The sequence below is a fragment of the Sphingomonas sp. P4_G3 genome (assembly GCF_056401105.1).
On sequence record NZ_JBFUJZ010000004.1, the window covers coordinates 194,574 to 213,384 of the forward strand.

The window sequence follows — 18,811 nt, forward strand, 5'->3', positions numbered from 1 at the left end:
TTACTATCCCAAACCCGTCCGCGGCGCACCCTCCAAGGAGTCCTGCGGTGCCGCCCCCAGATCTCGATGCGTGACCGTGGGCGAAAACCCGGCGTCGCGCAACCGCTTCGCGACCTGTTCCGTGACATGGACCGAGCGGTGACGCCCGCCGGTGCAGCCGAAGGCTATGGTAACATAGGCTTTTCCCTCGGCCCGGTAGCGCGGCAGGAGGAGCAGGAGCAGGTCCTCGATCTGCTTCATGGCGTCATCATAGGCCGGATCCGCGGCGACATACGTCGCCACATCGGCGTCGAGTCCCGTTCCGGGGCGCAATTTCTCGTCCCAATGCGGGTTGCGCAGGAATCGCATGTCGAACACCAAATCGGCGTTGCGCGGGACACCGCGGGCATAGCCAAACGACATCGCCGACAAAGTCGGTTCGCCCAGACCGTCGCCGCCGAACGTCGCGCGCACCTGTTGCGCGAGCTCGTTCGACGACAGATCGGTCGTGTCGATCAAGCGGTTGGCCCAGCGCCGCAGCGGGGCGAGCAATTCGCGTTCGCGTGCGATGCCGTCGCTCGCCGGGCGGTCGAGCGCGAGCGGATGGCGCCGCCGGGTCTCGGCATAACGCCGCTCGAGCTCGGCGCCGCTGCAATCGAGGAACAACGTACCGATGTCATAACCATGCTCGGCGCGCAGCGTCTTGATGCGTTTGATGATGCTCTCGGGATCGAAGTCGCGCGTCCGTGCGCCGATTCCGACCGCCAACGGCGAATCGCTCTCGGTGCTCTCCGACAAGGGCGTGCTCAGCAGCCGGTCGAGCAACCGCAGCGGCAGATTGTCGACGGTTTCCCAGCCGAGATCCTCGAGCGTCTTGAGCACGGTCGACTTGCCTGCGCCGGACAATCCGGTGACCAGCAGGATCTCCTTGGCGCGAGTCACGCCTTCGTGCCGACCAGGTGCCGCAACGCCAGTTCGACCTTGATCGGCGCCGAGGCCGTATGCGAATCGACCGCGATCTCGCGAATGTCGAGCCCGGCGATGCGGCGGACGTCATCCGCCAGCGGCAACCGCTCGGGCGCATCGGTCAGGCGAATGAGCAGGGCTACCGGGATCTTCTCAACATATGCCGTCTCGAGGAGGCCCAGCCCGCGCACCTCGATCTTGCCGGCGATCGTGTCGGGCGGCGACGCGATCAGTTCGCCGCCGGCGCGCTGAAGCAAAGTGTAATCGTCGCTGATCAGCGTAGCGCCGCGGTCGATCAGGCGCAGCGCGAGGTCGGACTTGCCGGCCCCCGATTCGCCTTCGATCAATACCGCGCGCCCGTCGATGGCGACGCTGGAGACATGTAGGGTTTCAAATGAGAGCCCGGTCGCGATGGCTGCCTCCCTAGCCTGGAGCGAGCGGCAGCCGGACGACGAATCTGGCCCCACTCAGACGGTCTTCACGCGATTCGACCGCGATGGTGCCCTGATGCCCCTCGACGATCGTCCGCGCAATGGCGAGCCCTAGCCCGGAATGCTTGCCGAATTCCTCATTTTCCGGGCGGATAGATTGAAAACGCCGGAACACCGCTTCACGCGCCTCTTCGGGGACGCCCGGGCCTTCGTCCTCGACCCGGATCACCAAATCGTCGTCGGCAAGGGTCGCGGCAACCGTGATCAGGCCATTGTCGGGGGAGAAGGACACGGCATTGTCGAACAGATTCTCGAACACCCGTTCCAGCCGGGCGCCTTCGCCCATCACCAATGCGCCGCCGCGCACGCGATTGTCGAACCGGATGCGCACACTGCGTTCGATCCCGCGCGTGGTGCGTTGCTCGATCAGCGCGGCGAGCATCGCCAGCACGTCGACGGCATCGAACTTGGCGCGGCTGAGCTGGGCGTCGAGCCGCGATGCCTCCGAGATATCGGTGATCAGCCGATCCAGCCGGTGCACATCGTCGCGCACGACCGCCAGCAACCGTTCCTGCAGCGCAGGATCCTTGACGTGCGCCAGCCCGTCGACCGCCGATCTGAGCGAGGCGAGGGGGTTTTTCATTTCGTGCGTGACGTCGGCGGCGAACGCCTCGGTGGCGTCGATCCGTGCCCGCAGCGCCTGACTCATGTCGCTCAGCGCGCGGGCCAGGCTGCCGATCTCGTCACGGCGCGAGGGCAGTCGCGGGACGACGACCTCGCGCGCGCGCCCCAGCCGGACCCGGACCGCGGCGCGCGACAACCGGCGCAGCGGCCGCACGATCGTCCGCGCCAGGAACAGCGACAGGAAGATCGACACCAGGCTGACGATCGCCAGCACGACCCCCAGCCGGAAACGTTCGAGCCGTACCGTCTGGGTCACGTCGCGGGCGTTGACCGTCGTCATCACGACCTCGCCGTCGCCAAGACCCGCCGCCGCGGTGATGACAGGCGTACGGTCGGGCGCGCGCCACACCGTTGCCGGCGCGACTTGAGCGGTGCGGGCCGTGCGCACGTCGGGCCATTCGCTGCCGGCCTTGCGCTCGCGATAGAGCGGCGCGCGCGGGGCGTTGACCACGGTGTCGATGATCGCATCCAAGAATCGCGCCGCTTGCAGCCCCCAACCTTCCTTGTTCGGGTCGATCAGCACGAAATTGCGCAACCCCATCGCGCGCGTATCGGCGATCGGCGTGCCGTCGGCGGCGAACAACCGGATGCGTGTGTCGGTATCGCGGGCGAGGCGCAGCGCCAAATCGTTGCGGTGATCGGCCGGCGTCGACACCATCGCCGCCGCGATCAGCCGCGCTTCGCGACTGGCCTGGGCAGTGCGGTTGTCGAGGATCCGCGTCCGGTACGAGTCGAGATAGAAGAACCCGCCCGCGAGCAGCGCCAACGCGAAGATATTGAGCGCGAGAATGCGCGCGGTGAGCGAAATCCGACCCGACCATCTGAGCGTCAGGTCACGGCCTTCACCCTCCGCCTCACTCCTCCGAGAAGCGGTAGCCGGCGCCATAGAGCGTTTCGATCGCATCGAATTCGGCATCGACCTCGCGGAACTTGCGCCGGACGCGCTTGATGTGGCTGTCGATCGTGCGGTCGTCGACATAGATGTCGTCCTGATACGCCGCATCCATCAGCTGATTGCGCGTCTTGACCACGCCGGGCCGCTGCGCAAGCGCTTCGAGGATCAGGAATTCGGTCACCGTCAACGTCACGTTGTCGCCGGCCCAGGTCACGCGATGCCGCGCCGGGTCCATCTGCAGCCGCCCGCGGTCGATAGCGGTTTCCGCGGGTGGCTCGTCGCTGCCGGCGCTGGCGTGGCTCAATTCGGTACGGCGCAGGATCGCGCGGATGCGAGCGATCAACAGGCGCTGGCTGAACGGCTTGGCGATATAATCGTCCGCGCCCATCGCGAGGCCCAGCGCCTCGTCGAGCTCGTCATCCTTGCTGGTCAGGAAGATAACCGGGATCTGATTCTTCTCGCGAAGCCGCCGCAGCAACTCCAGCCCATCCATCCGCGGCATCTTCACGTCGAAGATCGCCAGGTCGGGCGGATTGTCGACCAGCGCCTTCAACGCGGTTTCGCCATCCGAATAGACCCGGGTCAGAAACCCTTCGGCCTGCAGCGCGATCGACACCGAGGTCAGGATGTTGCGATCGTCATCGACGAGCGCGATAGTGGCCGTCATCGTCCGGACAGATCCCAAAGCATAGCGCGGCTTGCCTAGGCGAAACCTTTGCGCCGGTAAACCATTCGCCCATTTGACGGACGCATGGAGCGGTTCTATGCGCCCGGGATAACGAGGATGCATACGTATGCGGGATCAACCCGCAGCGTGCGATATTCGGAGGAAAAATGATCGATCGAGTCCCTACGCAGGGGCTGGACGCGCAGGGCATTGCTACTGCCGCCAAGCTTTATTGGAATCTGGAAACGGCCGCGCTCGTCGAGCATGCGATCGCCCGCGGCGAAGGTCATCTCGCCGCCGACGGACCGTTGGTGGTCGCCACCGGGCGCCACACCGGGCGCTCGGCGCAGGACAAGTTCATTGTTCGCGATGCCGAGACCGAGTCGACGGTCTGGTGGGGCAAGACCAACAAGGCGATGAGCCCGGAAGGGTTCGCGGCACTGAAGGCGGACTTCCTTGCGGCGCTGGGCGAGCAGGACACGCTGTTCGTGCAGGATCTGTTCGGCGGCTCGCAGCCCGCCAACCGGGTCAATGTTCGCGTGATCACCCAGCTCGCCTGGCACAGTTTGTTCATCCGCACGATGCTGGTCCGCCCGGCGGCGCATGAAATGGCGGGGTTCGAGGCAGAGTATACCATTATCGACCTGCCGAGCTTCCGCGCCGATCCCGAGCGTCATGGCTGCCGCAGCGAGACGGTGATCGCGGTCAATTTCAGCGAGAAGCTGATCCTGATCGGTGGCACGCAATATGCCGGCGAAATGAAGAAGTCGGTGTTCGGCCTGTTGAACTATCTGTTGCCGGTCAAGGGCATCATGCCGATGCATTGCTCGGCCAATATCGGTCCCGAAGGCGGATCGGCGGTGTTCTTCGGCCTGTCGGGCACTGGCAAGACGACTTTATCCGCGGACGCCAGTCGTACGCTGATCGGTGACGACGAGCATGGCTGGTCGGACGACGCCGTGTTCAATTTCGAAGGCGGTTGCTACGCCAAGATGATCCGCCTGTCGGCCGAGGCCGAGCCGGAAATCTACGCGACCACCAAGCGCTTCGGCACCGTGCTCGAGAATGTCGTGATGGATCCGGAGACGCGAATTCTCGACCTCGACGACAACAGCCTCGCGGAGAATTCACGTGGCGCCTATCCGATCGACTTCATCCCCAACGCCTCCGCCGCGAACATGGGACCGGTGCCGCGCAACATCGTGATGCTGACCGCCGACGCGTTCGGCGTGTTGCCACCGATCGCCAAGCTCACGCCCGACCAGGCGATGTATCACTTCCTGTCGGGCTATACCGCCAAGGTCGCGGGCACCGAGATCGGCGTGACCGAGCCCGAAGCGACCTTCTCGACCTGCTTCGGCGCACCCTTCATGCCGCGGCATCCGTCAATCTATGGCAATCTGCTCAAGGAACGGATCGCCAAGGGGGGCGTCGATTGCTGGCTGGTCAATACCGGCTGGACCGGCGGCAAATATGGCGTCGGCAAGCGGATGCCGATCAAGGCGACGCGCGCGCTACTCAACGCGGCGCTCGACGGCAGTCTGAACGACGCCGAGTTCCGCACCGATCCCAATTTCGGGTTCCAGGTACCGGTCGCGGTGCCGGGCGTCGATAGCGCCATCCTCGATCCGCGCGAAACCTGGGCGAACAAGGCCGAATACGACGCGATGGCCGCAAAGCTGGTCGATCTGTTCGTCGAGAATTTCGCGCAATTCGCGGATCATGTCGACGAAGGGGTGCGACAATCCGCGCCCCGGACCCCCGCCACCGCTTGATCCGGCCCGTCATCAGTCGGGCCTCTCCAATTGGAAGCCCGACAATGACCGACCATAAGATCCGTTTCTTTGCCGATGACGCCGCTGTCCGCCATGTGGGGGAGGGGCTGCTCGCGCGCACCTTGCCCAAGGCGGAGTGGACGCATGAAGCGCACCTTGCCGCGTGCCTGTGGTTGCTGACCGAGCGGTCCGATATCGATGTCGAGCGCGACCTGCCGGCGATCATCTCCGGCTATAACGAGACGGTCGGCGGAGTGAACGATGCCACACAGGGCTATCACCACACGATTACGCTGACTTATATCGCGGCGATACGTCGCTTCCTCGGGTCAGTTCGCAGCGACTTGCCATTGGTGGAAAAGGTCAATGCGTTGCTTGCGGCGCCCGAGGGGCGGCGTGACTGGGCCCTCACGCTTTATTCGCGCGACCGCTTGTTCTCGATACAGGCCCGGCTCGGCTATTTGCGTCCCGATCTGGCTTCCTGACCGCACCGCAACCGCGTATCTGACGGGAAGCTGGAGTCGTTTCGTCTCCGGTCCAGTGAAAGGAAGTTCTATGTCGTTGCTCGATGGCATTCTCTCGCAGGTAAGTTCGAACGCCGACGTCCAGAACCTCGCCGCCAAGGTCGGGATCACGCCCGAGCAGGCCGAGAGCGCGATCATGGCGCTGGCCCAATCGCACACCGCGCCCGGCGATACCGTGGAAGGTGCGGCCGCATCGACCGGCCTGGGCTCTGACGTGCTGAGCCAGATCGTCGGCCATATCGGTGGCGAAGGCTCGCTCGGTCAGTTCGCGACCTTGATCAACAGCGGCGAGAATTCGGGTATCCTGGGCCAGCTCGGCGGTTTCGCCTCAAGCCTGTTCGGCGGCGGCAACAAGGCCTGAGGGAAAGAGCTCAGGCGAGCTCGACCGATAAGACGCTCCCGGTGGCACCCGTGATCCGCACGAGTGCCCCGGCGGGCGCATCCGGTCCCGTGGCGCTCCAGGCGCCGTCACCCACCTTGACTCGACCTTCGCCGGCGACGATCGCCTCGCATACCTCGACGGTCTTGCCGATCAGTTTGGCGGTGCGGTCGTTCAATCCGTGCGAAGGGCTGGCCAAGCGGTCGCGATGATACCATCGCCGGCCGATCGCGACGGCAGCCGCGCTGAACGCTGCGAACAATAAAGCCTGCACGATCCAGCCCAGTCCCGGGATCACCAGCACGACGAACCCGGTCAGCGCCGCACCGGCGGCGATGAAGATCATGAAGAATCCCGGCGCGATCAATTCCGCGATCGCCAGTGCCAGTGCGGCGGCGAGCCACAAGGCGCCCAAGCTCCACTCCAATCCGAACAGCGTCATGATGATATTCCTATCGTGTCCGCGGTGCCGAAGGGTTGCCCGGTGAGCCCGCAGGGGTGCCCAGCGCATCGCGCGCCAATTCGCCGATGCCACCCAACGTGCCCATCAATTGCGTCGCCTCGACCGGGAACAGGATCGTCTTGGCATTGGGCGAGGTCGCGAACAGCCCGATTGCCTCGACATATTTCTGCGCGATGAAATAGTTGATCGCCTGGGTGCTGCCGCCTTCGATAGCGTCCGACACCATCTTGGTCGCGGTGGCTTCGGCCTGGGCGGAGCGTTCGCGCGCCTCGGCGTCGCGGAACGCCGCTTCCTTGCGACCCTCGGCCTCCAGGATTTGCGCCTGCTTCTGACCCTCGGCGCGGTTGATTTCGTTCTGACGGGCAGCTTCGGACTCGAGGATCGTCGCGCGCTTTTCGCGCTCGGCCTTCATCTGGCGAGTCATTGCGTTGACGATGTCGGCAGGCGGACGAATGTCCTTCAACTCCACGCGCGTGATCTTGACGCCCCAGGCCTCGGTCGCGTGATCGACCACCGAGAGTAGCCGCGCGTTGATCTCGTCGCGCTTGGACAGCAATTCGTCGAGGTCCATCGAGCCCATCACAGTGCGCAGATTGGTCGTCGCCAGCTGCATGATCGCGACATAGAGGTCGCTGACCTCATAGGCTGCCTTCGCCGCGTCGAGCACCTGGAAGAACACCACGCCGTCGACGGCGACCATGGCATTGTCCTTGGTGATGATCTCCTGGCCCGGAATATCGAGCACCTGCTCCATCATGTTCACGCGGCGGCCGATGCGGTCGAACATCGGCGTGATGAAGGTCAGGCCGGGTTGCGCCACATAAGTGAACTTGCCGAAGCGCTCGACGGTATATTGATACCCCTGGCGCACGACCTTGATCGAGCTGAGCAGGTAGATCACCACCAGCACGCCCGCCAGCAATCCGATGATTGCACCCATTACAACTTCCCCCCAAAGCCCGATCGGCCAACGCCGAACTCGTTGCGATAGTAGCAGATCGCGGGCACCAATATAGCGAAATGCGACTAGCTCTCCGCGCCCCTAGCTTATCCGGCGGCCCGCGTTTACATGGACCGCCAACCCTCGATTCGAGAGATTGGCACTCCCCATGAATATCCGCCTCGGCCTGACCTTTGACGACGTATTGCTCGTACCAGGGGAGTCCGACGTCTTGCCGAGCGGGGCCGACACCAGCACGCGCCTGACCCGTGGCATCGCGCTATCGATCCCGATCCTGTCCTCGGCGATGGACACGGTGACCGAAGCGGACATGGCGATCGTCATGGCGCAATTGGGCGGGATCGGCGTGCTCCACCGCAATTTGTCGGTCGAGGAACAGGTCGCCGCGGTTCGCGCGGTCAAGCGCTATGAAAGCGGCATGGTGGTCAACCCGATCACTATCGCCCCCAATGCGACTTTGGCCGAGGCGCAGGCCCTGATGGCGCATCACCGCATCAGCGGCATTCCGGTGACCGAGGCCGACGGCAAATTGGTCGGTATCCTGACCAACCGCGACGTGCGCTTCGCCGGCAATCCGAAACAGCCGGTGTCCGAATTGATGACCAAGGATAATCTGGCGACTGCATCGATCGGAGTCCGGCACGAAGAGGCTCGGCATCTGCTCCACCAGCGCCGGATCGAAAAGCTGCTGGTGGTCGACGACGATTACAAATGCGTCGGGCTAATCACCGTCAAGGATATCGAGAAAGCGGTCACCTACCCCGACGCGACCAAGGACGAGGCGGGCCGGCTGCGCGTCGCCGCCGCGACCACGGTCGGGGATAAGGGGTTCGAGCGCACCGCAGCTTTGGTCGATGCCGAGCTCGATCTGGTGGTGATCGATACCGCCCATGGCCACAACAAGGACGTCGCCCGTGCGGTCGAGCGCGTGAAGAAATTGTCGAACTCGGTGCAGGTCATCGCGGGCAATGTCGCGACGGGCGAAGCGACGCGCGCGCTGATCGATGCGGGCGCCGACGGGATCAAGGTCGGGATCGGGCCGGGATCGATCTGCACGACGCGCGTGGTCGCCGGCGTGGGCGTGCCGCAGCTGACCGCGGTGATGGATTGTGCCGAGGAAGCGGCGAAGGCCGGTGTCCCGGTGATCGCCGATGGTGGCATCCGCACCTCGGGCGACATGGCCAAGGCGCTGGCGGCGGGTGCGTCGTCCTGCATGATCGGATCGTTGCTTGCCGGTACCGAAGAGGCTCCGGGCGACACCTTCCTGTACCAAGGTCGCGCCTACAAATCGTATCGCGGCATGGGCTCGGTCGGCGCGATGGGCAGGGGATCGGCCGACCGCTATTTCCAGGGCGACATCAAGGACCAGATGAAGCTGGTGCCCGAAGGAATCGAGGGCCAGGTCGCGTTCAAGGGACCGGCGCGCGACGTCATTCATCAGCTGGTCGGCGGCATTCGCGCGGCGATGGGCTATACCGGATCGCAGACGATCGCCGAACTCCAGAAGCGCGCGCAATTCGTCCAGATCACCGGCGCGGGGCTACAGGAAAGCCATGTCCACGACGTGACGATCACGCGCGAGGCGCCGAATTACCCCACGCGATGACGCCGGGTGCACGCCTGGCGGCGGCGATCGAGTTACTCGATGCCGTCATCGCCGCCGCGCGCGAAGGCGGCGCGGCTGCGGACACGCTGATCGCTCGCTATTTCGCGACGCGGCGCTATGCCGGATCGAAGGATCGCCGCGCGGTGCGCGAGCTGGTCTATGAAGCCATTCGCCGTTTCGGCGAGCCGCCGGCATCGGGACGTGCCGCGATGGTCGCGCTCGCCGATATCGATCCGAAGGTCGCCGCGTTGTTCGACGGCTCGGCGCATGCCCCGCCGGCGATCGATCCCGACGAACCGCGCGCGGTCGAAGCGCGCGTGCCGGGCTGGCTGGGCCGGCGATTGGCGGAATCGGGGCTAGATCAAGCCGATATCGACAGTCTGATCGATCGTGCGCCGCTCGACCTCCGCGTCAATCGGCTGCGGACCACGCCCGCCGAACTGGCCGAGCAGTTCGCCGAGGCAGCTTTGGTCGACGGCGCGCCCGATGCGTTGCGGCTCCCGACCGGAACCATGGTCGATCAGATGCCGGCATGGCAGGCCGGGCTGATCGAAATCCAGGATGTCGGCAGCCAGTTGGTGGCCGCGGCAGCGCGCGCGGAACCCGGCATGCGAGTGATCGACCTGTGCGCCGGGGCAGGCGGCAAGGCACTGACGCTGGCCGCCGCGATGGACAATCGTGGGGTGGTGCTCGCGACCGATGTCGATCGCACTCGATTGTCGCGCCTTGCGCCCCGCGCCGAGCGCGCGGGCGTGACGATCATCGAGACGCGGTTGCTTGACGGCGATCGCGAGGCGGCCGCGCTCGAGGATTGGACCGATCGCGCCGATGTCGTGCTGATCGATGCGCCATGTTCGGGCACGGGCACATGGAGACGCAACCCGGAAGCACGCTGGCGCTTGAGCCCGCCACGGATCGCCCGCCTGGCGGCGACGCAGTCCCGCTTGCTCGATCTCGGCGCCACGCTCGTCCGTCCGGGTGGCGCACTGGTCTATATCGTCTGCTCGCTGCTCGACGCGGAAGGGGCAGGGCAGGTCGACCGCTTCCTCGCTGATCACCCCAGCTGGACCGCCGAGGAGCCAATCGAACAGGGGCGCCCGTGCGGCGCCGGCAAACGCCTCACCCCGGCGTACGATGCTACCGACGGCTTTTTTGTCGCGCGGCTGATCCGGCCATGCTAGCCGGTGGCATTGTGCCCCGTGTGGAGACGATCATGCGTTTTTCGCCCGTAGCGCTCGCAATCGCCTTGGCGGGATTGAGCGTTTCGACTTCCTTGCAAGGCCAGCGCGCCGATGCGCAGATCGACCCGCGGTCGATGGCCTTGCTGATGCAGGGCCGCGCCGCGGCCGCGTCGGGAAATCTCGATGGTGCGACCGACCTGATCGAAACCGCGCTGGCGGTCGACCCGCGCAACCGTGCCGCTTTCCTCGAACTCGCGACCGTCGCGACGCGCCAGGGTCTGCCCGGCAAGGCGATCCGGTTGTACCGCGAGGCGTTGACGATCGAACCCAATGACGTGACCGCGTTGCGGGGTCAGGGTGAGGCTTTGGTCGCCAAGGGCGCGATGGAAGCCGCACGCGAGAATCTGACGCGGATCAAGACCTTGTGCGGGAAGAAGCCGTGCCCCGAGGCAACGACCTTGGCCTCGGCCATCGCCAAGGGGCCGCCGCCGAGCGTGGAGGTCGCGACCAAGGTTCCCGACAAACCGGACGCGGAGAAGAAGTAGGGCTTAAAAGCCTTCTCCCGCAAGCGGGAGAGGGTTTGGGTGAGGGTCTTCTTTCTTCTTCCAAGCGTGTGCCGAGACAGAAGAAGAAAGAAGACCCTCACCCTCCCCCCGCCTGCGGCGGCGGGCCCCTCCCTCTCCCGCGCGCGGGAGAGGGTCTTAGCGTTCAGGAAAGGCACCGCGCGAGCGCGATGAACTCTCCGACCGATACCGTCTCCGCTCGGCGTGCTGGGTCGATGCCGACTTTCTCGAGTGCTTCCAATGCCCCGGGCACACTCTTCAGACTCTGCCGCAACATCTTCCGGCGCTGCCCGAACGCCGCGGCGGTCATGCGTTCGAGCTTGGCGAACTCCACGCCGTCAGGCTGCTCGCTGGGCACGATATGCACGACCGCCGACATCACCTTGGGCGGTGGCGTGAACGCCGAGCGATGGACGTTCATCGCGATCCGTGCCGATGACCGCCACTGCGCGAGCACGGCCAGCCGGCCATAAGCGTCGCTGTCGGTGGTGGCGACGATCCGTTCGGCCACCTCGCGCTGGAACATCAATGTCAGGCTTTGCCACCAGGGCTGCCAATCGGCCGACAGCCAGCGGACGAGCAAGGCGGTGCCGACATTATAGGGCAGGTTGGAGACGATATGCGGCCGGCCCGCGAACAGCGCGGGCGCGTCGACCTCAAGTGCATCGCCCTCGATTACCCTGAGCTTGTCCGGATAGGCGACTTCGAGTTCGGCGAGCGCGGGCAGGCAGCGCCGGTCGCGTTCGATCGCCGTGACGCGAGCCCCGGCAGCGAGCAAGGCACGAGTCAGGCCGCCCGGGCCGGGACCAACTTCCAGTATCTCGGCATCGGTCAGGTCGCCGGGGATCGCCGCGATCCGCGCGAGCAACTGGCCATCGAACAGGAAGTTCTGGCCGAGTGCCTTCGACGCCGACAGGCCATGACGCGCGATGACCTCGCGCAGCGGCGGAAGGTCGGGAGTCACGCCGCGACGAGCGCGTCGGCGCGGCGCTGGGCGGCTTCGGCGGCGAGGCGGAGGGCGGCAATCATCGCACCCGGCTCGGCGCGGTCCTGGCCGGCAATGCCGAACGCCGTGCCGTGATCGGGCGAGGTCCGTACGATCGGCAAGCCAAGCGTGATGTTGACGCCTTCGTCGAAATGCAGCGTCTTGAGCGGCACCAGCGCCTGGTCGTGATAGCAGCAGATCGCCGCATCATAGGTTGCCCGGGCGCGCGCGTGGAACATCGTATCGGCGGCCATCGGGCCGGTCGCGTCGATTCCCTGCGCGACCAGCGCTTCGACCGCCGGGATGATCACGTCGATCTCTTCGCGTCCGATCGCGCCTTGTTCGCCGGCGTGCGGGTTGAGGCCGGCAAAGGCCAATCTCGGGCTGGCGATGCCGAAGTCGCGCACCAGCGCCCGGGCAGTGACCAGCGCCTTCGCCACGAGCAGCCCGGTGGTGATCAGGCCAGGCACCTGGCGGAGCGCGACATGGGTCGTCACTGGCACCACGCGCAAGGTCGGGCCGGCGAGCATCATGACCGTCGTGCTGGCGGCGACGCCGACCCGTTCGGCGACGAACTCGGTCTGGCCGGGATGGGTGAAGCCGATCTGATAGAGCTGTGCCTTCGATACCGGCCCCGTGACCAGCGCACCGGCGGCGCCCGATCGGGTCAGCCCGGTTGCCAGTTCGAGCGAATGCAGCGCGCAACGCGCTCCCTCCAGGTCCGGGCGTCCGGGAACGATTTCTCCGCCGTCTTCCACGCTCAGCACGGGCAAGGCGCCGTCGAATGCGGCAAACGCGCCGCTCGGCGAATCGATATGCGCGACCGGGCCGTCCCAGACGCGCGCGATTGCGCGAACGTCGCCGACCGCGAAAAACGGCAGCAACCGTTCCTCGCGCCGGCGCGCCCAGGCCTTGGCGATGATCTCCGGACCGACCCCGGCAGGGTCGCCCATCGCGACTGCCAGCGGGGGAAGGGCGGTCATGTTAGGGCCTCTCCGTCAACGATACTCGACGATGGCGTCGCGCCTGAGGTCGCGCAGGATCTTCTGCGCGCGTTTGTTCACGCGGTCCTGTTCCATCTTATATTGCAGGTCGGCCGCGTTGGGCAGCGTCGGCGCCTTGGCGTCGTCTCGCCCGCACAGCACGAGGACGCTGACGCCCTCGGACGGCGATCCGAACGGTGGCGTCGCCTGGCCGATCTGCATACTCAGGACCATCTGCTGCAAGGCCTGCGGCAAATCGCGTACGGTCAGCGAATCGTTGTCGACGATTTCCGCGCCCATGCCCGCCGCCGCCTGGTTGGCGGCGCCGCAGCCGTTGATCGCCTGGGTCGCCTTGGCGAACTCGGCGGCGCGGCCTTGCGCCTGTTCCTGGGTCGTCCCGGCCGGGAACGTGATCTTGATCTGCTTCAGGCTGAGCTTTGCCGCGAGCGGATCGATCCCGAGTACCTGCCGCTTTTCCTGGAGGAACAGGATGTCAAAACCGCCCGGAAGCTCGATCGGACCGGCAAGCTGCCCCGGCTGCATCTGCGACGCAGCGGTCGCGATTTCGGCGGGCAGCATCGCGGCGCGAACCCAGCCGAGGTCGCCTCCGCTCGGTCCCGTCGTCGTTTCCGACTGCGTCTGGGCGAAGTATCGGAACGTCTGCTTGCCGTCCTTCATCTGCTGCATCATGTCCTGCATGCCGGCGACGACGGCTTGCGGGTTGGTTCCCGCGCTCTTGTAGATTTCGTAGAGGTGATATTCCTCCGTGCCCTTGTCCTTGGTCATGCGGTCGAGGATCGATTGCACTTCCTCTTCGCTGACGTTGACGCGCGGTTCGACCGTGCGGCGAAGATAACGCTGCCAGGCGAGTTCGCCCTCGATCTGCTTGCGCACCGATCGTTCCGACGATCCGATCGAGCGCAGGAAGGCGGCGAACTTTTCCGGCGGCTGGTTGAAATTCTTGGCGACGCGGCCGAGCGCCTGGTCGATTTCTGCCGAGGTGATCGTGATGTCGTTGGTCTTGGCTTCCTGAATCTGCAGCACTTCGTCGATCAGGCCGCGCAGCACCATCAGCCGCAGCTGATCGCGCTCCTGGTCGTTGAGCTGATACTGGTTGGCGGCGATGATCAGCGCCATCCGCTGGTCGACATCGGTGCCGGTGATCACCACGCCATTGACGATCGCGGTCGGCTTGCGAACATTGGGATCGAGCTTGCCGAAGATCTGGAGGTTCTCCGGAATATCCAGGCCGGTTTGCGGCACGCCGCTATCGGGCACGGTCTGGGCGATCGAGGCGCTGCTCGCCGCCATCATCGCGCCGGCACCAAGCGCAAGCGCGATGCGCGCCGAAGTCGAGAAAATTTTCACCTGAAAGAAACCCCATGAACAACCGGGCGCACCCGACAAACCGTTTACGCCTGCCCGATTTCGCATGAACGCATGCTTAGCGACCCAAATTCTTGAACGCCAGCGTCAACAGGAAGCTGTTGCCGGCCCGGGCGTCGCCAGTATCCTGATAGTCGCGTTTCCAGGTCAGGCCGAGGCGCAGGCAATCGTCTTCATATTGCACGCCAAGCCGGTGTCGGATCGGATCGAAGCCGTCGGCTAGTGATTGCGGATCTTCGTTCTTGTCGGTCAGATCGATCGTCGTCGACCCGAAGATCGACCAGAAGCGTGCGAACCCGACCCGCGCGCCGAGACGCAATTCCTCACGATCGCGCAAATCCTCCAGCGTCGGGGCGATATTGCGATTGAGGCGAAGATAACCGAACAGCAAATAGGTGCGCTTGGTGCCGACCGTCGCGTCGACCTCGTTACGGCGGATCGCCAGATTGTCCTTGTCGAGCCGATAGCGGTGAATGAACGAAACGAAGTCGCGGAACCGCACCTCGGTCCGGCCGACGACGTCGGACCAGCGATCGGTCAGACCGGTGCCGTCGGGGAAGATCGTCGGCTTGCTCGACAACCGATAGCTCTGCCCGATCGTCGCGTTGATCGCGATACCCGGCAGATCGAGCGAATAATCCAGGCCGTAGGTGAAACGCGTCGAATCCTCCCACCGGTCGTAACCGGGGAAGCGGTTGAGCGCGAACAGGTTCGAATCCTCGAGGTCGACGGCGCGCGCATCCTCGTTGGGAACCTTGAGGTTTGGAGTCGGTGGCGAGGCGACGACCTGGAACCGCGGCGTCAGTCGCTGCGTGCCGCCGAGGAACTCGCCGATTAGCGGCCATTTGACGTCGAGTGCCAGCGCCGCGATGGCGCGTGCGTGGAAGCCGTTCTGACCGCGATAGCTGATGACCGTGGTCGCGGCCGTGTCGCTGGCATTGTAGAGATCGCCGCGCGCAAAGGCGGTCAGCGTCACTTCCTGACCCCAGGGCGTGATGCGGCGCAAATCCCATTGCGCGCTGACAAAGGCGCGCTGCGTATCCTGCCCAGCGGTGCGCGCGATGCTGAGCGTGTTGGCCTGGAGGTTGAGGCGGCCGCCGAGAATGCCATCGATCCGCCGGCGATAGTCGAATTCAGGCAGCGCGATCGGCTGCAGTCCCTGGCGGTCGCCGAGCCGTAAAGTCTGCACCAGCCAGCCGTTGATCGCGAAATAGCTATTGGCGTCGATCCGCTCGACGCTGAAGGTCGAGCGGAGGCGATCGTCGTTGGAGATTTCGTAGCGGCGCAGGAACGTACGGTCGGTGGTGATCCTGAGCGAGCCGGAGATCGACCAATTGGGATCGAGCTGATACCGTGCGACACCGTCCAGGTAACCGCGGAACGCATTCTCGGTCGTCGCCGGCGTGGGTGTCGCGAGTAGATCGCTTCGCGGCGATACCGTGCCGTAACCGGTGATCTTGAACGCGCCCTTGGTCGACAATTGCTCATATTCGGCCTGGATCATCGGCGCGACGCTGGTGAACAGCCGCGGCGTGATGGTCAGGCCCTTATTGTCGGCCAGCCGGAAATAATAAGGGACGCCGACCTCGAACCCGTTGGTGCGGCTGTAGCGGATATCCGGGCTGAGAATCCCGCTTTGCGCACCGTTGCCGACCGGGGTCGACAATTTGGGCAGCGGAACGGTGGCGAAACCGAACAAGTTGAAGCGCGCGCCGGTGAAATAGATGCGTTCGCGATCGGGGCGATAGACGACCTTGACCGCGGTGACCTTCCACGATGGTTCCTTGGGACATCCGCCGGAATCGGTCACGGAACAGGGCGTATAGGCGGCCTGGCGCAAGGTGACGACGCCGCTCTCGCTACGCTCGCCCTTGACCGCGGCCAGTCGTCCGCCCTGTTCGAGCACGACGAGCATATTGTCGACGACGCCGTCCTTGAGCGTATCGGTCAGGTCGATCTGATCGCCATAGGCCGTGTCGCCTTGGGGATTGGTGACCGCGATATTGCCGATCGCCGTCACTTTGCCCGTCTTGCGGTTCCAGACCACCTTGTCGGCGCGCAACTTGTCGCCCTGGCGATACATCCGCACGTCGCCGGTCGCCGTGACGATCTCGGTGTCGGTGTCGTATTGCAGCGTGGTGGCGGAGAATTGCACCTGGTCGGGATCGGTCGATGCCGGTGCTTCGGACGGCGGCGGCACCTCGACCGGGCGGTCCTGAAGATCTTGCGCGCAAGCCGGTGTCGCGGCCGCAAGCGCGAGAAGAATCGCCGAGCCGGCCAGAAATGCGGAACGCGTGACGATCACCAAACACCCTTTTTCCGGCGACGGTCCCTGACTGCCGGGCCGCCGGTATCGCATCCATGCCGCCGATCCGCAATCGCCGGGGCCGGCCTTTGCAGCCAGCGCAATAGCGGCCTAGAGAGGCGCGTCCAGCACGCATTTCGTGTTTTTGATTGAGGTTGCAGTCCATGAAGATCGAGTTCGCCGCCACACCTCCTGTCGCCGATGCGCTGGTTATCCCGGTGCAAAAGAACGGGCTCGACACGGCGATTGGCGGTCGTACCGGTCAGGAAGTGCTCGCCGCGACCGCCGCGGCAGCGCGGTTCGAAGGCGAAGCGGGCTCGATTGCCGAAGCGTTTGTCGGTGTCGATGGCGCGGTGAAGCGCATCCTGTTGCTAGGGGTCGGCGACGGCAACGAGACGGATTGGGAGCGGGCGGGAGGCGCGGTCACCGCGCGGTTGCTGACCAACGCGATCAGCGCGGCGATCGATCTCGGTGCGGTCCAGCCCAGCCCTGCGGCGGTCGGACGGTTCGCGGGTGCGCTCGCCCAACGCGCGTGGCGGATCGATACCTATCGCACCAAGCTGACAGAAAAGCAGAAGCCGACATTGGCGGAAGCGACGATCGTCGGCGCTCCCGATGGAGCCGACACTGCGTGGCAGCACAATCAGGCAGTCACTGGCGGCCTCGACCTTACGCGCACGCTCGTCGCGGAACCGCCCAACGTCGTCTATCCGGAAACGTTCGTCGAGCGCGTGCTGGCGAGCGTCGAGGGATTGGGCCTCGAAGTCACCGTGCTCGGCCCCGACCAAATGGCTGAGTTGGGCATGGGCGCGCTCCTGGGAGTCGCGCAAGGATCGGCCAGGGAAGGGCGCCTGCTGGCACTCAAATGGAGCGGCAAGGGCGCGGGCGATCCCGATCTCGCCTTGGTCGGCAAGGGGGTGACGTTCGACACCGGCGGCATTTCGCTCAAGCCCGGGCCCGGCATGGAAGACATGAAGTGGGACATGGGCGGCGCCGGTGCGGTGGTCGGCGCGATGAAGGCGCTGGCCTCGCGCAAGGCCAAGGCGAACGTGATCGGCGTGTGCGGCCTGGTCGAGAACATGCCCGACGGCAACGCGATCCGGCCGGGCGACATCCTGACCTCGATGTCCGGACAGACGATCGAAGTGCTCAACACCGACGCCGAGGGGCGGCTGGTGCTGTGCGATTGCGTCACCTGGGTGCAGCGCACGCATCATCCCAAGGCGATCGTCGACCTCGCCACCCTGACTGGGGCGATGATCATCAGCCTGGGCAACGAGCATGCCGGCGTCTTCTCGAATGACGACGCGCTGGCCGATCAGTTGCTCGCTGCCGGCCGCGCCTCGGGCGACCTGTTGTGGCGCTTCCCGATGAGCGACGCGTACAACAAGCTGATCGACTCGCCGATCGCCGACATGAAGAACGTCGGTCCGCGCGGTGCCGGGTCGATCACCGCCGCACAGTTCATCGGACGCTTCGTCGAGCCCGGCGTCAAATGGGCGCATCTCGACATTGCGGGCATGGTCTGGGCCGACAAGGCCGGCAACACTTATGACAAGGGCGCGACCGGCTATGGCGTGCGCCTGCTCGACCGCTTCGTCGCCGACAATTACGAGAGCTGAACGCCGGTCCGACATGCAAGTCGATTTCTACCACCTCACCGTCACTCCGCTCGACCGCGCCTTGCCCAGCATCGCCCAGCGCGTGGTGGCGGGTGGGGGGCGGTTACTGGTGGTCAGCGACGACGCGGCCCAGCGCGCCGCGATCGATCGTCTGCTCTGGACGTTCGCCGCCGACAGCTTCCTCCCGCACGGCCAGGCCGGAAGCGAGGACGACGCGGCCCAGCCGGTGCTGATCTGCGAAGCGCCTGTTCCCACCAACGCCGCACGCAACATCGCGCTGATCGACGGGCGATGGCGCGACGAAGCGCTCGATTTCGACCGGGCGTTCCACTTCTTCGACGGCGACCGCATCGTCGAAGCGCGCGAGGCGTGGAAATCGCTCGCGACGCGCGACGGCGTCGAGCGCAATTACTGGAAGCAGGACGATAACGGGCGCTGGTCGAAAGCTGCCTGATA

Annotated in this window: 18 protein-coding genes; 8 read left to right on the forward strand and 10 right to left on the reverse strand. The window is 65.3% G+C overall.

Annotated elements, in window-relative coordinates; all coding sequences use genetic code 11:
- Positions 1-3 precede the first annotated feature (3 nt).
- Genes rapZ through AC1DQQ_RS12765 form a run of 4 tightly spaced genes read right to left on the reverse strand, consistent with a single transcriptional unit; the run spans position 4 to position 3,622 of the window.
- Positions 4-921, reverse strand: coding sequence for an RNase adapter RapZ (gene rapZ, locus AC1DQQ_RS12750; protein ID WP_478045394.1), 918 nt, complete (start codon positions 919-921; stop codon positions 4-6).
- Positions 918-1,358: an HPr kinase/phosphorylase gene (locus tag AC1DQQ_RS12755; protein WP_478030464.1), complete on the reverse strand. Its 441-nt coding sequence runs from the start codon at positions 1,356-1,358 to the stop codon at positions 918-920. The genes rapZ and AC1DQQ_RS12755 overlap by 4 nt, the downstream gene beginning before the upstream one ends.
- A 10-nt stretch (positions 1,359-1,368) precedes the next feature.
- Positions 1,369-2,946 (reverse strand): sensor histidine kinase, encoded by a 1,578-nt coding sequence (locus tag AC1DQQ_RS12760; protein ID WP_478045395.1) that lies wholly within the window; start codon positions 2,944-2,946, stop codon positions 1,369-1,371.
- Positions 2,915-3,622: a response regulator transcription factor gene (locus AC1DQQ_RS12765; RefSeq protein WP_478045396.1), complete on the reverse strand. Its 708-nt coding sequence runs from the start codon at positions 3,620-3,622 to the stop codon at positions 2,915-2,917. The genes AC1DQQ_RS12760 and AC1DQQ_RS12765 overlap by 32 nt, the downstream gene beginning before the upstream one ends.
- A 167-nt stretch (positions 3,623-3,789) precedes the next feature.
- Here AC1DQQ_RS12765 and AC1DQQ_RS12770 point away from each other — a divergent pair, with 167 nt between their 5' ends.
- From AC1DQQ_RS12770 to AC1DQQ_RS12780, 3 genes are all read left to right on the forward strand, one after another.
- Positions 3,790-5,397: a phosphoenolpyruvate carboxykinase gene (locus AC1DQQ_RS12770; protein WP_478045397.1), complete on the forward strand. Its 1,608-nt coding sequence runs from the start codon at positions 3,790-3,792 to the stop codon at positions 5,395-5,397.
- 44 nt (positions 5,398-5,441) lie between these two features.
- On the forward strand, positions 5,442-5,882 hold the full coding sequence (locus AC1DQQ_RS12775) for a hypothetical protein (RefSeq protein WP_478030068.1): 441 nt from the start codon (positions 5,442-5,444) through the stop codon (positions 5,880-5,882).
- A 70-nt stretch (positions 5,883-5,952) separates the two neighbouring features.
- Positions 5,953-6,282: a hypothetical protein gene (locus AC1DQQ_RS12780; RefSeq protein ID WP_478030069.1), complete on the forward strand. Its 330-nt coding sequence runs from the start codon at positions 5,953-5,955 to the stop codon at positions 6,280-6,282.
- A gap of 10 nt (positions 6,283-6,292) precedes the next feature.
- On the opposite strand, the gene AC1DQQ_RS12785 is transcribed toward AC1DQQ_RS12780, so the two are convergent.
- Entirely contained in the window at positions 6,293-6,742 is a 450-nt protein-coding gene (locus AC1DQQ_RS12785; protein ID WP_478040869.1) for an NfeD family protein, read from the reverse strand.
- Between the two features lie 10 nt (positions 6,743-6,752).
- Positions 6,753-7,703 (reverse strand): SPFH domain-containing protein, encoded by a 951-nt coding sequence (locus tag AC1DQQ_RS12790; protein WP_478030070.1) that lies wholly within the window; start codon positions 7,701-7,703, stop codon positions 6,753-6,755.
- A gap of 169 nt (positions 7,704-7,872) precedes the next feature.
- Between AC1DQQ_RS12790 and guaB the strand changes: the two genes are divergently transcribed.
- From guaB to AC1DQQ_RS12805, 3 genes are read left to right on the forward strand one after another with little or no spacing between them, the layout of a single operon-like run.
- Positions 7,873-9,330: an IMP dehydrogenase gene (guaB, locus tag AC1DQQ_RS12795; protein WP_478045398.1), complete on the forward strand. Its 1,458-nt coding sequence runs from the start codon at positions 7,873-7,875 to the stop codon at positions 9,328-9,330.
- Positions 9,327-10,511 (forward strand): RsmB/NOP family class I SAM-dependent RNA methyltransferase, encoded by a 1,185-nt coding sequence (locus AC1DQQ_RS12800; RefSeq protein WP_478045399.1) that lies wholly within the window; start codon positions 9,327-9,329, stop codon positions 10,509-10,511. The genes guaB and AC1DQQ_RS12800 overlap by 4 nt, the downstream gene beginning before the upstream one ends.
- A gap of 32 nt (positions 10,512-10,543) precedes the next feature.
- The gene (locus tag AC1DQQ_RS12805) at positions 10,544-11,056 is read left to right on the forward strand and encodes a tetratricopeptide repeat protein (RefSeq protein ID WP_478030073.1); all 513 of its coding nucleotides are present in this window, start codon (positions 10,544-10,546) and stop codon (positions 11,054-11,056) included.
- A 163-nt stretch (positions 11,057-11,219) separates the two neighbouring features.
- Here the strand turns inward: AC1DQQ_RS12805 and rsmA are convergent, their stop codons facing one another.
- From rsmA to AC1DQQ_RS12825, 4 genes are all read right to left on the reverse strand, one after another.
- Positions 11,220-12,038, reverse strand: a complete 819-nt coding sequence (gene rsmA, locus AC1DQQ_RS12810; protein WP_478045400.1) for a 16S rRNA (adenine(1518)-N(6)/adenine(1519)-N(6))-dimethyltransferase RsmA — start codon at positions 12,036-12,038, stop codon at positions 11,220-11,222.
- On the reverse strand, positions 12,035-13,042 hold the full coding sequence (gene pdxA, locus AC1DQQ_RS12815) for a 4-hydroxythreonine-4-phosphate dehydrogenase PdxA (RefSeq protein ID WP_478030075.1): 1,008 nt from the start codon (positions 13,040-13,042) through the stop codon (positions 12,035-12,037). Before pdxA ends, rsmA begins: the two co-directional genes overlap by 4 nt.
- Before the next feature lie 15 nt (positions 13,043-13,057).
- On the reverse strand, positions 13,058-14,410 hold the full coding sequence (locus AC1DQQ_RS12820; protein WP_478030076.1) for a peptidylprolyl isomerase: 1,353 nt from the start codon (positions 14,408-14,410) through the stop codon (positions 13,058-13,060).
- Positions 14,411-14,486: 76 nt separating this feature from the next.
- Complete coding sequence (locus tag AC1DQQ_RS12825) at positions 14,487-16,733, reverse strand: LPS-assembly protein LptD (protein WP_478045401.1); 2,247 nt, start codon at positions 16,731-16,733, stop codon at positions 14,487-14,489.
- Positions 16,734-16,897: 164 nt separating this feature from the next.
- On the opposite strand from AC1DQQ_RS12825, the gene AC1DQQ_RS12830 reads away from it, so the two are divergent.
- Positions 16,898-18,355 carry a leucyl aminopeptidase gene (locus tag AC1DQQ_RS12830; RefSeq protein WP_478045402.1) on the forward strand — a complete coding sequence of 486 codons (1,458 nt, stop codon included), beginning with the start codon at positions 16,898-16,900 and terminating at the stop codon, positions 18,353-18,355.
- 13 nt (positions 18,356-18,368) lie between these two features.
- Complete coding sequence (locus AC1DQQ_RS12835; protein WP_478045403.1) at positions 18,369-18,809, forward strand: DNA polymerase III subunit chi; 441 nt, start codon at positions 18,369-18,371, stop codon at positions 18,807-18,809.
- The last annotated feature ends 2 nt before the right edge of the window (positions 18,810-18,811 follow it).

Coding starts and splice junctions, on each gene's coding strand:
- AC1DQQ_RS12800 (WP_478045399.1), top strand. CDS start 9,327: ATGACGCCGGGTGCACGCCTGGCGGCGGCGATCGAGTTACTCGATGCC.
- AC1DQQ_RS12765 (WP_478045396.1), bottom strand. CDS start 3,622: ATGACGGCCACTATCGCGCTCGTCGATGACGATCGCAACATCCTGACC.
- AC1DQQ_RS12805 (WP_478030073.1), top strand. CDS start 10,544: ATGCGTTTTTCGCCCGTAGCGCTCGCAATCGCCTTGGCGGGATTGAGC.
- AC1DQQ_RS12780 (WP_478030069.1), top strand. CDS start 5,953: ATGTCGTTGCTCGATGGCATTCTCTCGCAGGTAAGTTCGAACGCCGAC.
- AC1DQQ_RS12785 (WP_478040869.1), bottom strand. CDS start 6,742: ATGACGCTGTTCGGATTGGAGTGGAGCTTGGGCGCCTTGTGGCTCGCC.
- AC1DQQ_RS12790 (WP_478030070.1), bottom strand. CDS start 7,703: ATGGGTGCAATCATCGGATTGCTGGCGGGCGTGCTGGTGGTGATCTAC.
- pdxA (WP_478030075.1), bottom strand. CDS start 13,042: ATGACCGCCCTTCCCCCGCTGGCAGTCGCGATGGGCGACCCTGCCGGG.
- AC1DQQ_RS12760 (WP_478045395.1), bottom strand. CDS start 2,946: ATGGCGCCGGCTACCGCTTCTCGGAGGAGTGAGGCGGAGGGTGAAGGC.
- guaB (WP_478045398.1), top strand. CDS start 7,873: ATGAATATCCGCCTCGGCCTGACCTTTGACGACGTATTGCTCGTACCA.
- AC1DQQ_RS12835 (WP_478045403.1), top strand. CDS start 18,369: ATGCAAGTCGATTTCTACCACCTCACCGTCACTCCGCTCGACCGCGCC.
- AC1DQQ_RS12770 (WP_478045397.1), top strand. CDS start 3,790: ATGATCGATCGAGTCCCTACGCAGGGGCTGGACGCGCAGGGCATTGCT.
- AC1DQQ_RS12830 (WP_478045402.1), top strand. CDS start 16,898: ATGAAGATCGAGTTCGCCGCCACACCTCCTGTCGCCGATGCGCTGGTT.
- AC1DQQ_RS12775 (WP_478030068.1), top strand. CDS start 5,442: ATGACCGACCATAAGATCCGTTTCTTTGCCGATGACGCCGCTGTCCGC.